Annotated in this window: 13 protein-coding genes; 4 read left to right on the top strand and 9 right to left on the bottom strand. The window is 56.9% G+C overall.

What is annotated here, in order from left to right:
• Positions 1-61: 61 nt before the first annotated feature.
• The 9 genes from VC35_RS07085 to rpmH all read right to left on the bottom strand — a co-directional run bounded on the left by VC35_RS07085 (position 62) and on the right by rpmH (position 8,772).
• A complete protein-coding gene (locus VC35_RS07085; protein WP_046038784.1) occupies positions 62-934 on the bottom strand; it encodes a ParB/RepB/Spo0J family partition protein in 873 nt (290 codons plus the stop codon).
• A gap of 9 nt (positions 935-943) precedes the next feature.
• Positions 944-1,741: a ParA family protein gene (locus tag VC35_RS07080; RefSeq protein WP_046038783.1), complete on the bottom strand. Its 798-nt coding sequence runs from the start codon at positions 1,739-1,741 to the stop codon at positions 944-946.
• An 18-nt stretch (positions 1,742-1,759) separates the two neighbouring features.
• Entirely contained in the window at positions 1,760-2,404 is a 645-nt protein-coding gene (gene rsmG / locus VC35_RS07075) for a 16S rRNA (guanine(527)-N(7))-methyltransferase RsmG (RefSeq protein ID WP_046038781.1), read from the bottom strand.
• The gene (gene mnmG, locus VC35_RS07070) at positions 2,401-4,299 is read right to left on the bottom strand and encodes a tRNA uridine-5-carboxymethylaminomethyl(34) synthesis enzyme MnmG (protein ID WP_046038780.1); all 1,899 of its coding nucleotides are present in this window, start codon (positions 4,297-4,299) and stop codon (positions 2,401-2,403) included. Before mnmG ends, rsmG begins: the two co-directional genes overlap by 4 nt.
• Before the next feature lie 550 nt (positions 4,300-4,849).
• The gene (gene mnmE, locus VC35_RS07065) at positions 4,850-6,220 is read right to left on the bottom strand and encodes a tRNA uridine-5-carboxymethylaminomethyl(34) synthesis GTPase MnmE (RefSeq protein WP_046038778.1); all 1,371 of its coding nucleotides are present in this window, start codon (positions 6,218-6,220) and stop codon (positions 4,850-4,852) included.
• A gap of 79 nt (positions 6,221-6,299) precedes the next feature.
• Complete coding sequence (gene yidC, locus VC35_RS07060) at positions 6,300-7,979, bottom strand: membrane protein insertase YidC (RefSeq protein ID WP_046038776.1); 1,680 nt, start codon at positions 7,977-7,979, stop codon at positions 6,300-6,302.
• A gap of 2 nt (positions 7,980-7,981) precedes the next feature.
• Complete coding sequence (yidD, locus tag VC35_RS28710) at positions 7,982-8,227, bottom strand: membrane protein insertion efficiency factor YidD (RefSeq protein WP_010207715.1); 246 nt, start codon at positions 8,225-8,227, stop codon at positions 7,982-7,984.
• Positions 8,220-8,621 (bottom strand): ribonuclease P protein component, encoded by a 402-nt coding sequence (rnpA, locus tag VC35_RS28705; RefSeq protein ID WP_056727027.1) that lies wholly within the window; start codon positions 8,619-8,621, stop codon positions 8,220-8,222. The genes yidD and rnpA overlap by 8 nt, the downstream gene beginning before the upstream one ends.
• A 16-nt stretch (positions 8,622-8,637) precedes the next feature.
• Entirely contained in the window at positions 8,638-8,772 is a 135-nt protein-coding gene (gene rpmH, locus VC35_RS28700; protein ID WP_003213577.1) for a 50S ribosomal protein L34, read from the bottom strand.
• A 566-nt stretch (positions 8,773-9,338) separates the two neighbouring features.
• Between rpmH and dnaA the strand changes: the two genes are divergently transcribed.
• The 4 genes from dnaA to gyrB are packed head-to-tail and all read left to right on the top strand — an operon-like array spanning position 9,339 to position 15,549.
• A complete protein-coding gene (gene dnaA, locus VC35_RS07050; protein ID WP_046038773.1) occupies positions 9,339-10,859 on the top strand; it encodes a chromosomal replication initiator protein DnaA in 1,521 nt (506 codons plus the stop codon).
• A gap of 39 nt (positions 10,860-10,898) precedes the next feature.
• Complete coding sequence (gene dnaN, locus VC35_RS07045; RefSeq protein WP_007969885.1) at positions 10,899-12,002, top strand: DNA polymerase III subunit beta; 1,104 nt, start codon at positions 10,899-10,901, stop codon at positions 12,000-12,002.
• A 20-nt stretch (positions 12,003-12,022) separates the two neighbouring features.
• Entirely contained in the window at positions 12,023-13,126 is a 1,104-nt protein-coding gene (gene recF, locus VC35_RS07040) for a DNA replication/repair protein RecF (RefSeq protein WP_046038769.1), read from the top strand.
• A 5-nt stretch (positions 13,127-13,131) separates the two neighbouring features.
• Complete coding sequence (gene gyrB, locus VC35_RS07035; protein ID WP_046039531.1) at positions 13,132-15,549, top strand: DNA topoisomerase (ATP-hydrolyzing) subunit B; 2,418 nt, start codon at positions 13,132-13,134, stop codon at positions 15,547-15,549.
• Positions 15,550-15,609: the final 60 nt, after the last annotated feature.

The following is a 15,609-nucleotide window of genomic DNA, read 5'->3' as shown; positions in this document are numbered from 1 at the left end:
TTCTGCCCCTATTCAACTGTCAGGTAGTGATTTCCGACTGCGCGCTACATGAGGAAATGTTTCAGCGGATATGTGCAAGTACGCCTTGAAGCTCATCCAGGGAGTTGTAGCCAATCACCAACTGCCCTTTACCCTTCTTACCGTGGCGGATCTGCACCGCAGAGCCTAGGCGCTCGGCCAGGCGCTGTTCGAGCCGGGCGATATCCGGGTCCGGTTTTGCCGCTTCAACAGGCTCCGGTTTACCACTCAACCACTGGCGAACCAGTGCCTCGGTTTGGCGCACGGTCAGCCCGCGTGCGACAACATGTCGCGCCCCTTCAACCTGTTGAATTTCCGGTAAACCGAGCAAAGCACGGGCATGACCCATTTCCAGGTCGCCGTGGGACAACATGGTCTTGATGACTTCCGGCAAGGAAATCAGGCGCAGCAGGTTGGCCACGGTCACCCGGGACTTGCCCACAGCTTCAGCCACCTGTTGCTGGGTCAGCTGGAACTCCTGCTGCAAACGCTGCAGGGCCACCGCTTCTTCAATCGGATTCAGGTCTTCGCGCTGGATGTTCTCGATCAGCGCGATGGCGATCGCGGTTTCATCGGGCACATCGCGAACCATCGCCGGGATCGTTTCCTGCCCGGCTTGCTGGCTGGCGCGCCAGCGACGTTCGCCGGCAATGATCTCGAAGCGACCGCTACCGATCGGGCGAACCACGATGGGCTGCATGACGCCCTGGGCCTTGATCGACTGTGCCAGCTCTTCGAGCGCCTGCGGATCCATGTCACGACGCGGCTGGTACTTGCCGCGCTGGAGCAGATCCAGGGGAAGGTGCTGCAGCTCACGCTGATCGGCTTGCGCCGCTTGATCTTCCAGCGAGCTAACAGTCGGACCACTCAACAGAGCATCCAGTCCACGTCCGAGACCTCGTTTCTTGACGGCCATGGGGATTCCTTAAGTTGCCTGAGCAGCGGCGATGCGTGAGTTTTTGCGTTGACGACGAACCATTTCGCCTGCCAATGCCAGGTAGGCAACGGCACCTCGCGATGCTTTGTCGTACGCCAGCGCCGGCATGCCGTAGCTTGGCGCTTCGGCCAGGCGGATGTTGCGCGGGATGACGGTGTCGTAGAGCTGCTCGCCGAAGTGTTCCTTGAGCTGCGCCGAGACATCGTTCATCAGACTCAGGCGCGGGTCGTACATCGTACGCAGCAGTCCTTCGACCTTGAGGTTCGGGTTCAGCAGTTCAGAGATACGCTTGATGTTATCCACAAGGTCGCTCAAGCCTTCGAGTGCGAAGTACTCGCACTGCATGGGGATAATTACCCCGTCGGCGGCAACCAGTGCGTTCAAGGTCAGCATCGACAGCGACGGCGGGCAGTCGATCAAAATGTAATCGTAGTTTTCCCGGATCGGCGCCAGCGCGCTGCGCAGACGGCTTTCCTTCATCTGCATTTCCAGCAGAACCACTTCGGCCGCAGTGAGGTCGCGGTTGGCCGGCAACAGCTGGTAACCACCGTGTTCGGAGAAGTGCATGGCCTGGGCCAGATCACATTCGCCGATCAGCAGATCGTAGACCGAGTTTTCCAGGCCATGTTTATCCACACCGCTACCCATGGTGGCGTTGCCCTGTGGATCAAGGTCGATCAACAGCACCCGGCGCTTGGTCGCGACCAGGGATGCTGCGAGGTTGATGCAGGTGGTGGTTTTGCCCACGCCACCCTTTTGGTTCGCAATCGCGAATACCTTAGCCATTCTTGCTTGTGTTCCCAATCATGCCGTGCGGCGCAGTATCAGCAGATGGCGTTGGCCTTGGCAACCAGGTACGGCCAGGGCGTGTTCGCTATCGAGGTGGAAGTCTGCCGGCAATGCTACCAGCTCATCGGCCGGATGAACGCCCTTCATTGCCAGCCAGCGTGTTTCGCTATCGCCAAGGTGGCGAGTCCAGTTGCTGAAGTTTTCCATGCTGCTGAACGCCCGGGAAATGATCCCGTTGAACGGTTGGGCAGGCTGGAACGCTTCGACGCGACTGTGGATAACTTGCAGGTTATCCAGTTTGAGTTCGAGTTTGACCTGGGTCAGGAAGCGGGTTTTCTTTCCGTTGCTGTCCAGGCAGGTCACCTGGGACTCGGGAAACAGGATCGCCATCGGAATGCCAGGCATGCCGCCGCCACTGCCGACGTCGAGCCAGCGACCGTTTTCGATGAACGACATCACACTCAGGCTATCGAGCAAGTGACGGGAAACCATTTCGTCCGGATCACGCACGGCGGTGAGGTTGTAAGACTTGTTCCATTTGATCAACAGGGCCAGGTAACCCAGCAGCTGTGCGTGCTGGGTTTCTGTCAGCGTGACACCGAGTTGGCGAGCACCTGTGGATAACTCTTCTGCGTGTTGCGAAGTGACCAACGAACTCAAGCGCTTTGCTCCAACTGACGGCCCGCGCCGCGTTTTTTCAAATGAATCATCAACAGCGAAATGGCTGCCGGCGTAACGCCCGGGATACGCGAGGCCTGGCCCAAGGTTTCGGGACGGGTCGCGCCGAGCTTGCTCTGGATCTCCTTGGAGAGTCCGGAAATATTCGTGTAATCGATATCCACAGGCAATTTGGTGTCTTCGCTGGCTCGCAGGCGGGCGATTTCATCCTGTTGACGATCGATGTAACCGGCGTACTTGGTCTTGATTTCGACCTGCTCGGCAACCTGTGGATCTTCTGCGCCCCCACCGGTCACGGCGATCAGACCAGCGTAGTCGATTTCCGGACGGCTCAAGAGATTCAGCAGGTTGTATTCGTGGGTCAGTGGCGTACCGAATTTTTCGGCAATGGCATCGCCCTGTTCGGTGCCCGGGCGTACCCAGGTGCTTTTCAGGCGCTGCTCTTCCAGTTCGATGCTTTCGCGTTTTTTGCAGAAAGCCGCCCAGCGCGCGTCATCCACCAGGCCCAGTTCGCGACCTTTTTCGGTCAGGCGCAGGTCGGCGTTGTCTTCACGCAGGATCAAGCGATATTCGGCGCGGGATGTGAACATCCGGTACGGCTCCTGGGTACCAAGGGTAATCAGGTCGTCGACCAAAACGCCGATATAGGCCTCGTCGCGACGCGGGCACCAGGCGTCTTTGCCTTGCGCACGCAGTGCAGCGTTGGTCCCGGCGAGCAAACCCTGGGCACCGGCTTCTTCGTAACCAGTTGTGCCGTTGATTTGCCCGGCGAAGAACAAGCCGCCGATGACTTTGGTTTCCAGGCTGTATTTCAAATCCCGTGGATCGAAGTAGTCGTACTCGATCGCGTAGCCAGGACGCACGATGTGCGCGTTTTCCATGCCGCGGATCGATTGAACGATCTGCAATTGCACGTCGAACGGCAAGCTTGTGGATATCCCGTTCGGATACAGCTCATGGGTGGTCAAACCTTCCGGTTCGATGAACACCTGATGGCTTTCCTTGTCGGCGAAGCGATGGATCTTGTCTTCGATCGACGGGCAATAACGCGGGCCGATGCCTTCGATCTCACCGGCAGCGGAATACATCGGCGAACGATCGAGGTTCGCGGCAATGATTTCGTGGGTGCGCGCATTCGTGTGGGTAATCCAGCAACTGACTTGCTTCGGATGCTGCTCTTTGGACCCCATGAACGACATCACCGGGATCGGTGTATCACCTGGTTGCTCGGACATCACCGAGAAATCCACAGACCGGCCGTCGATACGCGGCGGAGTACCGGTTTTCAAACGACCCACACGCAATGGCAGTTCACGCAGACGGTGAGCCAGCGCGATCGATGGCGGATCACCGGCGCGACCGCCGGAAAAATTCTGCAACCCGATGTGGATAAGTCCACCGAGGAACGTGCCGGTGGTCAACACCACGGAATCGGCGAGGAAACGCAGACCCATTTGCGTGACAACACCACGGACTTGTTCCTGCTCGACGATCAGATCGTCAGCGGCCTGTTGAAATATCCACAGGTTCGGCTGGTTCTCCAGGATTTCGCGGACAGCGGCCTTGTACAGAACCCGGTCTGCCTGTGCGCGGGTTGCTCGCACGGCCGGGCCTTTGCGGCTGTTCAACACGCGAAACTGGATACCGCCTTTATCGGTAGCCATGGCCATCGCGCCGCCGAGGGCGTCGATTTCCTTGACCAGGTGGCTTTTGCCGATCCCGCCAATGGCCGGGTTGCAACTCATGGCACCGAGGGTTTCCACGTTATGCGTCAGCAACAGGGTTTTAACCCCCATACGTGCTGAGGCCAGTGCTGCCTCGGTACCGGCATGACCGCCGCCGATGACGATCACTTCAAAACGGGAAGGGAAATCCACCACGCACCTCGTGCCTGCTTAAGTAGGTAATTCAGGAATAGTTTGAGCTCAGGTTTTCGGACCTGGTCGACAAGTATAGGGACTTCGCCCTTCCTAAAGAACCCTTTGCACAAAATTTAACCAGCTGTGGAAAAGTCGGAGTTATAGAAATTAAAAAGAAAGAAATTTATTAAATCTTTGTTTTTATGTTTATTTCTATGCACCTTCATTTCTGTGGATAGATTCACACAGCCCTTTGTTTTCAATGTGTACAGAGATTCAAAACCCTGTGTTCATGTGCCAATGAGGCCCTTGGATAACCAGTGTAAGCCTGTGGATGAAAGGGGTTGTTATCCACAGAGTCGGTTATGTCCAGTTTTCGAGCCCTGTTATCAACTGACCTTAGCTACGGTTATTCACAGGGCTTAATCCACAGAAAAGCGCCGTTTGCTCGAAATTCGGGCACAGGAATTCCGCTCAAGCAGACGAAGTCCGCTCGGCACTGGAGGTATTTTTCAGAAAAGGAGGGAGCAGACAGGCACAAATGGCCTGTCTGTGAACAACAGGAGGGCTACTTACCGATACAGAAGCTGGAGAAAATTCGCCCCAGCAGATCGTCAGAGCTGAAAGCACCGGTGATTTCACCCAGCGACTGCTGAGCCTGGCGCAAATCCTCGGCCAGCAACTCGCCAGCACCGGCCAGGGTCAATTGGGCACGGCCATGCTCGAGGGCAGCACCGGCATGACGTAGCGCCTCAAGGTGTCGCCGGCGAGCGCTGAAGCTGCTTTCGGACGTTTGTTCATAGCCCATGCAGGCCTTGAGGTGATCACGCAGCAGTTCCAGCCCGACACCACCAGACTTGGCGCTCAGGCTGATGGTGACATGGCCGTCCTCGCTGACCTCCAGGGCAATGGCTTCGCCCGTAAGGTCGGCCTTGTTGCGAATCAGGGTGACTTTCGCGGGATCGGGACGGATTTCGAGAAACTCCGGCCAGAGTGCAAAAGGATCGAGGGCTTCCGGTGCCGTGGCATCGACCACCAGCAATACCCGATCTGCTTCGCCGATGGCTTTCAAGGCACGCTCGACGCCGATCTTTTCCACATGATCATCGGTATCGCGCAGACCAGCGGTATCCACGACGTGCAGCGGCATGCCATCGATGTGGATATGTTCACGAAGCACGTCACGGGTGGTACCGGCAATTTCGGTCACGATTGCCGCTTCACGCCCGGCCAATGCATTGAGCAGGCTGGATTTACCGGCATTCGGACGACCGGCAATGACCACGGTCATGCCATCACGCAGTAACGCACCCTGCCCGGCTTCACGGATGACGGTGGATAACTCGTCGCGCACTTTGTCGAGCATGCTCAAGACGTGGCCATCGGCGAGGAAGTCGATTTCCTCTTCCGGAAAATCGATGGCCGCTTCGACATAGATGCGCAGGCCGATCAGCTGTTCGGTGAGGTTATGCACACGTGACGAGAAAGCCCCCTGCAGGGAGCGCAATGCGTTTCGCGCAGCCTGGGCGGAACTGGCTTCAATCAGGTCGGCAATGGCTTCGGCCTGGGCGAGGTCCAGTTTGTCGTTGAGGAAGGCGCGCTCACTGAATTCCCCCGGTCGGGCGAGACGGCAACCCAGTTCCAGGCAGCGCTTGAGCAGCATATCCAGAACAATCGGACCGCCATGGCCTTGCAGCTCCAGCACATCTTCGCCAGTGAACGAGTTCGGGCCGGGGAAATACAGGGCAATGCCCTGGTCCAGCACCTCGTCGTTTTCACTGAAGAACGGACCGTAGTGAGCAAATCGCGGCTTGAGCTCGCGCCCACTGAAGGCCTTGGCCGCAACGCTGGCCAACGGCCCGGAAATACGCACGATGCCTACACCGCCACGACCTTGAGCGGTGGCGACGGCTGCAATGGTTTCACGAGGAACGCTCATAAACCGGTATCCAGACAAAAGTGACAGATAGCAAAACGCCCCACTAGGGGGCGTTTTGAGTGGTTATTCACAGTGTAAATCAGGCAGCTGCTTTGGTAGCCGCTTCGATCTTACGTGTGATGTACCACTGTTGGGCGATCGACAGGCAGTTGTTCACTACCCAGTACAGCACCAGACCAGCCGGGAACCACAGGAAGAAGAAGGTGAAGATGATTGGCATCAGCTTCATCACCTTGGCCTGCATCGGATCTGGAGGAGTCGGGTTCAGCTGCTGCTGGATGAACATGGTTGCACCCATGATGATCGGCAGAATGAAGAACGGATCCTTGATCGACAGGTCAGTAATCCACAGCATGAATGGAGCCTGACGCATCTCGACGCTTTCCAGCAGAACCCAGTACAGCGAGAGGAAAACCGGCATCTGCACGAGGATTGGCAAGCAACCACCCAGCGGATTGATCTTCTCTTTCTTGTACAGCTCCATCATGGATTGCGACATTTTCTGCCGGTCATCGCCATGTTGCTCTTTCAGCGCAGCCAGTTTCGGTGCCACTGCACGCATGCGCGCCATGGATTTGTAGCTGGCAGCCGACAGCGGGAAGAAGATTCCTTTGATCAGCATGGTCAGGAAGATGATCGACCAGCCCCAGTTACCCACAATGGCGTGGATATGTTGCAGCAACCAGAAGATCGGTTGGGCGATGAACCACAAAATGCCGTAGTCGACCGTCAGTTCCAGACCTGGGGACAACTCTTTGAGCACAGCCTGGCTTTTCGGACCTGCGTACAGAACAGCGCTGGTCTCAGCCTTGGCACCCGGTGCAACACTCATCGATGGGCCGGTGAAGCCGATGATGTAGTTGCCTTTGCTGTCTTTACGGGTCTGGACGATGTTGTTTTCGCCCTTGGCCGGAATCCATGCGGTCACGAAGTAGTGCTGCAACCAGGCAACCCAACCGCCAGTGACGGTTTCTTTCAACGGCGCCTTGTCCATGTCCTTCATGGACACTTTCTTGTACGGCTCGGAACTTGTCCACAGGGCGGCGCCCAGGTAAGTCGCGGTGCCGGTAGCCGTGGTCGACGAAGGATCGGCGCTGGCGTCGCGCTTCAACTGGGCGAACATCGCACCGGTCCAGGGCTGGGCGCTCTGGTTGTCGATCAGGTAGGAAACGGTTACGTCATACAGGCCGCGTTTCAGGGAGAAACGCTTGATGTAGTTGACGCCGTCCTTGCTGAACTTCAGGTCCACGACCAATTGGTCCTGACCGTCAGCCAGCTGATAAACCTTCTTCTCCGAGGAATAAACCGGACGACCGGCCGGATTTGCATCCGGACCGTTGGTGCCGATCAGACCACTTTGCGCCAGATAAGTACGTTCGCCGCCGTTATCAAACAGCTGGAACGGAATTTCCGGGTGATCCTGACGACGCGGATACAGCGGCAGGGTCAGCTGGGCAACATCGCCACCTTGTGGGTCGACAGCCAGGTCCAGTACATCCGTTTTGATCTGGATGAGGTCCTTGCTCACAGCCACCGGCGTTTCGGCAGGTGCGCTGGTGTCGCTTGCAGCACGTGGAATGTCGTCACTGGCAGAAGCGTTGGAGCCAGATGCCGTATCCGGCAGGCCCGATGCAGTCGTATTGGTGGCAACATTCTGAGTCGGCAGGGCAGCCTGGCCATAGTCCTGGTTCCATTTAAGAACCATAACGTAGGACACGATTGCCAGGGCGACGATCAGGATCGTGCGTTTGATATCCATGATTACTCGGCCATCGAAGAAGAACGGGAGGTAGGGATAGGTGGAACCGGGTCATAACCACCGGGATTCCACGGATGACAGCGACCTAAACGACGAAAGGTCAGCCAGCCACCGCGAAGAAGGCCATGATTTTCGATGGCTTCTAACGCGTAGCAGGAACAACTGGGGTAGAAACGACAGTGGCTGGCCATCAGGGGACTAATGGCATAGCGATAAAACTGGATCGGAACGAGTGCCAGTTTACGCATCTGGACTGTCTACCCCTACAGTTTCGGTTTTGACTGCTGGTACCGGCGAACTGCGAGCCAGTCGTTTCCAGAGTTTGCCGAAATGCTGAATCAATTCGGGGTTTTCTACATCGCCCAAACCTTTGCGCGCGACGATAACAATGTCCCAACCGACCAGAGAATCCTGGTTCAGGCGAAACGATTCGCGCATCAGACGTTTGAGGCGATTGCGCTCGACGGAGAGCTTTACGCTCTTTTTCCCGATAACCAACCCGAGACGGGGGTGATCAAGATCGTTGTTGCGCGCAAGGAGCAGGAGATTTTTCCCCGGAACCTTGCCGGTAGGGGAGTCAAAGACTGCCTTGAATTGCCGGGGGGTAAGCAGACGCTTTTCCCGACTGAAGTCCTGACTCACCTCCAGTGCCGGATTATCAAACTGCCAGACGCGCACGACCTTTGGCGCGACGACGCGACAGGACGGCACGACCGTTCTTGGTAGCCATGCGAGCACGGAAACCGTGGGTACGAGCGCGTTTGATAGTGCTTGGTTGGAAAGTACGTTTCATTGTCGTGTTACCTGGTTCGTCCACAACGGGCCGGAATGGCCCCCGTTTTAAGAGACCGGGGATTCTAGAGAAAGCAAGCCTTCAGGTCAATTTCCAACCAACGTTTCCTTATAAATAGATCTTCAAAGGCTTTTCAGCGTTTGCTCCTTGCGTAGATATAAAAATAAGAAAGGAAAGTATTTAAAGCTTTTCTGTAAAGCTTATAAAAGCTAGGCCCGCACCCTTCTGTGGATAAGTCGATTCAGCCCTTGTGTTACCTGATGTACAGAGAATGACAACTACAGTGGAAAACAGTGTTCAGCCTGTGCTGCGCTGTCGGATAACCTGTGTGTGAAAGGTCACCTTATCCACAGGCCGGTTATCCACCGAGTTTCGCCCCCACTTGTGCAATGACCTTAACCCCGGTTATCCACAGAGCTTATACACAGACCACTGGTCGCCTTTTTTGCGTATGAAAGGGTGATTCTTCTTGGTGGATGAACCACCTTCGTGTGGATAAGTCGGCGTCTGGTCGCTACAATGGCCGCTTGTTTTTGCCTCACCGGCTTTCAACTTAGGGGATATCCGTGTCAGTGGAACTTTGGCAGCAGTGCGTGGAGCTTCTGCGCGATGAGCTGCCTGCCCAACAATTCAACACTTGGATCCGTCCACTACAGGTCGAAGCCGAAGGCGACGAGTTGCGTGTCTATGCGCCCAATCGTTTTGTTCTGGACTGGGTCAACGAAAAGTACCTGGGGCGTGTTCTCGAATTGCTCGATGAACACGGCAATGGCATGGCGCCTGCGCTTTCCCTATTAATAGGCAGCAAACGCAGTTCGGCACCCCGTGCCGCGCCCAATGCTCCCCTGGCTGCCGCGGCTTCCCAGGCGCAGGCTGCTCAAGCGCCCGCCAGTCCGCCGCCGGCACCTGCTGCAGCGTCGACCAAGCGTGCGACGCAAAAAGTGGCTGAGGTCACCGAGGAAGAACCTTCCCGTGACAGCTTCGACCCAATGGCCGGTGCCAGTTCGCAACAGGCTCCGGTTCGTGCCGAACAACGTACCGTGCAGGTCGAAGGTGCGCTCAAGCACACCAGTTATCTGAACCGCACCTTTACCTTTGAGAATTTCGTTGAAGGTAAATCCAACCAGCTGGCGCGCGCCGCCGCCTGGCAGGTGGCTGACAACCCCAAGCACGGTTACAACCCGCTCTTCCTTTATGGTGGCGTCGGCCTGGGTAAAACCCACTTGATGCACGCTGTGGGTAACCATCTATTAAAGAAGAACCCGAATGCCAAGGTCGTATACCTGCATTCCGAGCGTTTCGTGGCGGACATGGTCAAGGCCCTGCAACTGAACGCGATCAACGAGTTCAAACGCTTCTACCGTTCGGTGGATGCGTTGCTGATCGATGACATTCAGTTCTTCGCCCGCAAGGAGCGTTCCCAGGAAGAGTTTTTCCACACGTTCAACGCCCTGCTCGAAGGTGGCCAGCAGGTCATTCTCACCAGTGACCGCTACCCGAAGGAAATCGAAGGCCTTGAAGAGCGCCTCAAATCCCGCTTTGGCTGGGGCCTGACCGTAGCGGTCGAGCCGCCGGAGCTGGAAACCCGCGTGGCGATCCTGATGAAAAAGGCCGATCAGGCCAAAGTCGAACTGCCTCACGACGCCGCGTTCTTCATTGCCCAGCGCATTCGCTCCAACGTCCGTGAGCTGGAAGGCGCGCTCAAGCGCGTGATCGCCCACTCGCACTTCATGGGCCGCGATATCACCATCGAGCTGATTCGCGAATCCCTTAAGGACTTGTTGGCGTTGCAGGATAAACTGGTCTCTGTGGATAACATTCAGCGCACTGTCGCCGAGTACTACAAGATCAAGATCTCCGACTTGCTGTCCAAACGCCGTTCGCGTTCGGTCGCTCGTCCGCGTCAGGTCGCCATGGCGTTGTCCAAGGAACTGACCAACCACAGCCTGCCGGAAATCGGCGATGTGTTTGGCGGTCGCGACCATACAACGGTCTTGCACGCGTGCCGCAAGATCAACGAACTTAAGGAATCCGACGCGGACATCCGCGAGGACTACAAGAACCTGCTGCGTACGCTGACCACTTGATGAACACCAGCGCAGCTTATTAAGGCAAGGGACTAGACCATGCATTTCACCATTCAACGCGAAGCCCTGTTGAAACCCCTGCAACTGGTCGCAGGCGTCGTCGAACGCCGACAGACCTTGCCGGTACTTTCCAACGTGCTGCTGGTTGTCGAAGGCCAGCAATTGTCGCTGACCGGTACCGACCTGGAAGTCGAGCTGGTTGGTCGTGTTCAACTCGAAGAGCCGGCGGATCCGGGTTCCATCACCGTGCCAGCGCGCAAGCTGATGGACATCTGCAAAAGCCTGCCGAACGATGCGCTGATCGACATCAAGGTCGACGAGCAGAAGCTTGTGGTCAAGGCCGGCCGTAGCCGCTTCACCCTGTCGACACTGCCGGCCAACGATTTCCCTACCGTGGAAGAAGGCCCGGGTTCGCTGACCTGCAGTCTGGAGCAAAGCAAGCTGCGCCGTCTGATCGAGCGCACCAGCTTCGCCATGGCCCAGCAGGACGTGCGTTACTACCTCAACGGCATGCTGCTGGAAGTCTCCGCTGGCGTGATCCGCGCCGTAGCCACCGACGGTCACCGTCTGGCCATGTGCTCGATGCAGGCCGATATCGGTCAGCCGGATCGTCACCAGGTCATCGTGCCGCGCAAAGGTATCCTCGAACTGGCACGCCTGCTTACCGAGCCGGACGGCAATGTCAGCATCGTGCTGGGTCAGCATCACATCCGCGCCACCACCGGTGAGTTCACCTTCACTTCGAAACTGGTCGACGGCAAATTCCCGGACTACGAGCGTGTGCTGCCTAAAGGTGGCGACAAGCTGGTACTTGGCGATCGCCAGGCTCTGCGCGAAGCGTTTAGCCGTACCGCGATTCTGTCCAACGAGAAGTACCGTGGTATCCGTCTGCAACTGGCCAGCGGTCAGCTGAAGATCCAGGCGAACAACCCGGAGCAGGAAGAAGCGGAAGAAGAAGTGGGCGTTGAATACAACGGCGGCTCTCTGGAAATCGGCTTCAACGTGAGCTACCTGCTCGACGTACTGGGCGTGATGACCACCGAGCAGGTTCGTCTGATCCTGTCCGACTCCAACAGCAGCGCGCTGGTGCAGGAATCGGATAACGACGACTCGGCCTACGTTGTCATGCCGATGCGTCTGTAATCATGCTCAGCAGAAGCTAGATGTCCTTAAGTCGCGTCTCGGTCACCGCGGTGCGCAATCTGCACCCGGTGACCTTCTCCCCCTCCTCCCGCATCAATATTCTTTACGGCGCCAACGGCAGCGGCAAAACCAGTGTTCTGGAAGCCATCCATCTGCTGGGGCTTGCCCGTTCGTTTCGCAGCACCCGTCTGTTGCCGGTCATTCAATACGAACAACTGGCGTGCACGGTCTTTGGCCAGGTTGAACTGGCGGAGGGTGGGCATAGCGCCTTGGGCATTTCTCGGGATCGACAAGGCGAATTTCAGATCCGTATCGATGGGCAGAATGCGCGCAGCGCCGCGCAACTGGCCGAGATCCTGCCACTGCAACTGATCAATCCGGACAGCTTCCGATTGCTGGAAGGTGCGCCGAAGATTCGCCGGCAGTTTCTCGACTGGGGTGTGTTCCACGTGGAACCGCGTTTCATGTCAACCTGGCAGCGCTTGCAGAAGGCCCTGCGCCAGAGAAACTCTTGGCTGCGGCATGGTACACTTGACGCCGTTTCGCAAGCGGTTTGGGACAGGGAACTGTGCCAGGCCAGCGCTGAAATAGATGAATACCGCCGCGCTTATATCAAAGCCTTGAAACCAGTCTTTGAACAAACCTTGAGCGATCTGGTTGAGCTTGAAGGCTTGACGCTTAGCTATTACCGCGGCTGGGACAAGGACCGTGAACTGAGTGCTGTGCTCGCCGGGTCTCTTCAGCGGGACCAGCAAATGGGGCATACCCAGGCCGGACCACAACGTGCTGATTTGCGTCTCAGACTGGGCGCGCATAACGCCGCGGACATCTTGTCCCGTGGCCAGCAGAAGTTGGTGGTTTGCGCGTTGCGGATTGCCCAAGGTCACTTGGTCAGCCAGGCTCGACGCGGTCAGTGTATTTATCTGGTGGATGACTTGCCGTCCGAGCTGGACGAGCACCACCGTCGCGCACTTTGCCGCTTGTTGGAAGACTTACGCTGCCAGGTCTTTATCACCTGTGTAGATCACGAATTATTGAGGGAAGGCTGGCAGACGGAAACGCCAGTCGCTCTGTTCCACGTGGAACAGGGCCGTATCACCCAGACCCACGACCATCGGGAGTGAAGGCATTGAGCGAAGAAAATACGTACGACTCAACGAGCATTAAAGTGCTGAAAGGCCTGGATGCCGTACGCAAACGTCCCGGTATGTACATTGGTGACACCGACGATGGCAGCGGTCTGCACCACATGGTGTTCGAAGTGGTCGATAACTCGATCGACGAAGCTCTCGCCGGCCACTGCGACGACATCAGCATCATCATTCACCCGGATGAGTCCATCACCGTTCGTGACAACGGTCGGGGCATCCCGGTAGACGTGCACAAAGAAGAAGGTGTTTCGGCAGCCGAGGTCATCATGACCGTACTGCATGCCGGCGGTAAGTTCGACGACAACTCCTACAAAGTATCCGGTGGCCTGCACGGTGTAGGTGTGTCGGTGGTGAACGCACTGTCCAAAGAACTGGTCCTGACCGTTCGCCGCAGCGGCAAAATCTGGGAACAGACTTACATCCACGGTGTTCCACAAGAGCCAATGAAAATCGTTGGTGAGAGTGAAACCACCGGCACCCAGATTCACTTCAAGCCATCGGCCGAGACGTTCAAGAACATCCACTTCAGCTGGGACATCCTGGCCAAGCGGATTCGTGAACTGTCCTTCCTCAACTCCGGTGTCGGCATCGTCCTCAAGGATGAACGCAGCGGCAAGGAAGAGTTGTTCAAGTACGAAGGCGGCCTGCGAGCGTTTGTTGAATACCTGAACACCAACAAGACTGCGGTCAACCAGGTGTTTCACTTCAACATTCAGCGCGAAGACGGCATCGGCGTGGAAATCGCTCTGCAGTGGAACGACAGCTTCAACGAGAACCTGTTGTGTTTCACCAACAACATTCCACAGCGTGATGGCGGTACTCACCTGGTGGGTTTCCGTTCCGCACTGACGCGTAACCTGAATACCTACATCGAAGCCGAAGGTCTGGCGAAGAAGCACAAAGTCGCGACCACCGGTGACGATGCCCGTGAAGGCCTGACCGCGATCATTTCGGTGAAAGTACCGGATCCGAAGTTCAGCTCCCAGACCAAAGACAAGCTGGTTTCTTCCGAAGTGAAGACCGCAGTCGAACAGGAAATGGGCAAGTACTTCTCCGACTTCCTGCTGGAAAATCCGAACGAAGCCAAGCTGGTCGTCGGCAAGATGATCGATGCGGCGCGTGCTCGTGAAGCGGCGCGTAAAGCCCGTGAAATGACCCGTCGTAAAGGCGCGCTGGATATCGCCGGGCTGCCGGGCAAACTGGCTGACTGCCAGGAAAAAGACCCTGCCCTTTCCGAACTGTATCTCGTGGAAGGTGACTCTGCTGGCGGTTCCGCCAAGCAGGGGCGTAACCGTCGGACCCAGGCCATCCTGCCGCTGAAGGGCAAGATCCTGAACGTCGAGAAGGCGCGCTTCGACAAGATGATCTCTTCGCAAGAAGTGGGCACCTTGATCACCGCGCTGGGCTGCGGCATCGGTCGCGACGAGTACAACATCGACAAGCTGCGTTACCACAACATCATCATCATGACCGATGCTGACGTCGACGGTTCGCACATCCGTACCCTGCTGCTGACCTTCTTCTTCCGTCAGTTGCCGGAGTTGATCGAACGCGGCTACATCTACATCGCTCAGCCACCGCTGTACAAGGTCAAGAAAGGCAAGCAAGAGCAATACATCAAAGACGACGAGGCCATGGAAGAGTACATGACGCAGTCGGCCCTGGAAGATGCGAGCCTGCACCTGAACGAAGAAGCACCTGGCATCTCCGGTGAAGCGCTTGAGCGTCTGGTGACTGATTTCCGTCTGGTGATGAAGACCCTCAAGCGTCTGTCGCGCCTGTACCCGCAGGAACTGACCGAGCACTTCATCTACCTGCCAGCGGTGAGCATGGAGCAACTGTCCGATCACGCAGCAATGCAGGATTGGCTGGCTCAGTACGAAGTTCGCTTGCGCACCGTAGAGAAGTCCGGCCTGGTTTACAAAGCCAGCCTGCGTGAAGATCGTGAACGTAACGTCTGGCTGCCAGAGGTCGAACTGATCTCCCACGGCCTGTCGAACTACGTCACCTTCAACCGCGACTTCTTCGGCAGTAACGATTACAAGACTGTCGTTTCGCTAGGCGCTCAGCTGAGCACGCTGCTGGACGACGGCGCGTACATCCAGCGTGGCGAGCGCAAGAAGCCGGTGACCGAGTTCAAGGAAGCCCTTGAATGGCTGATGGCTGAAAGCACCAAGCGTCACACCATCCAGCGATACAAAGGTCTGGGCGAAATGAACCCGGATCAGCTGTGGGAAACCACCATGGACCCAAGCCAGCGCCGGATGCTCAAAGTGACCATCGAAGACGCCATTGGCGCGGACCAGATCTTCAACACCCTGATGGGTGATGCGGTCGAACCACGTCGTGACTTCATCGAAAGCAACGCCCTGGCGGTGTCCAACCTGGACTTCTGATCCCGGTCGATGCCAACGAAAAGGCCAACGCATTGCGTTGGCCTTTTTTATTGGTGCGCC

Source organism: Pseudomonas fluorescens (assembly GCF_000967965.1).
GTDB classification, from domain to species: Bacteria; Pseudomonadota; Gammaproteobacteria; order Pseudomonadales; family Pseudomonadaceae; genus Aquipseudomonas; species Aquipseudomonas grandcourensis.
This window is presented reverse-complemented; position numbering and strand designations above follow the sequence as displayed.

Coding starts and splice junctions, on each gene's coding strand:
- VC35_RS07085 (WP_046038784.1), bottom strand. CDS start 934: ATGGCCGTCAAGAAACGAGGTCTCGGACGTGGACTGGATGCTCTGTTG.
- VC35_RS07080 (WP_046038783.1), bottom strand. CDS start 1,741: ATGGCTAAGGTATTCGCGATTGCGAACCAAAAGGGTGGCGTGGGCAAA.
- mnmE (WP_046038778.1), bottom strand. CDS start 6,220: ATGAGCGTTCCTCGTGAAACCATTGCAGCCGTCGCCACCGCTCAAGGT.
- yidC (WP_046038776.1), bottom strand. CDS start 7,979: ATGGATATCAAACGCACGATCCTGATCGTCGCCCTGGCAATCGTGTCC.
- yidD (WP_010207715.1), bottom strand. CDS start 8,227: ATGCGTAAACTGGCACTCGTTCCGATCCAGTTTTATCGCTATGCCATT.
- rpmH (WP_003213577.1), bottom strand. CDS start 8,772: ATGAAACGTACTTTCCAACCAAGCACTATCAAACGCGCTCGTACCCAC.
- dnaN (WP_007969885.1), top strand. CDS start 10,899: ATGCATTTCACCATTCAACGCGAAGCCCTGTTGAAACCCCTGCAACTG.
- recF (WP_046038769.1), top strand. CDS start 12,023: ATGTCCTTAAGTCGCGTCTCGGTCACCGCGGTGCGCAATCTGCACCCG.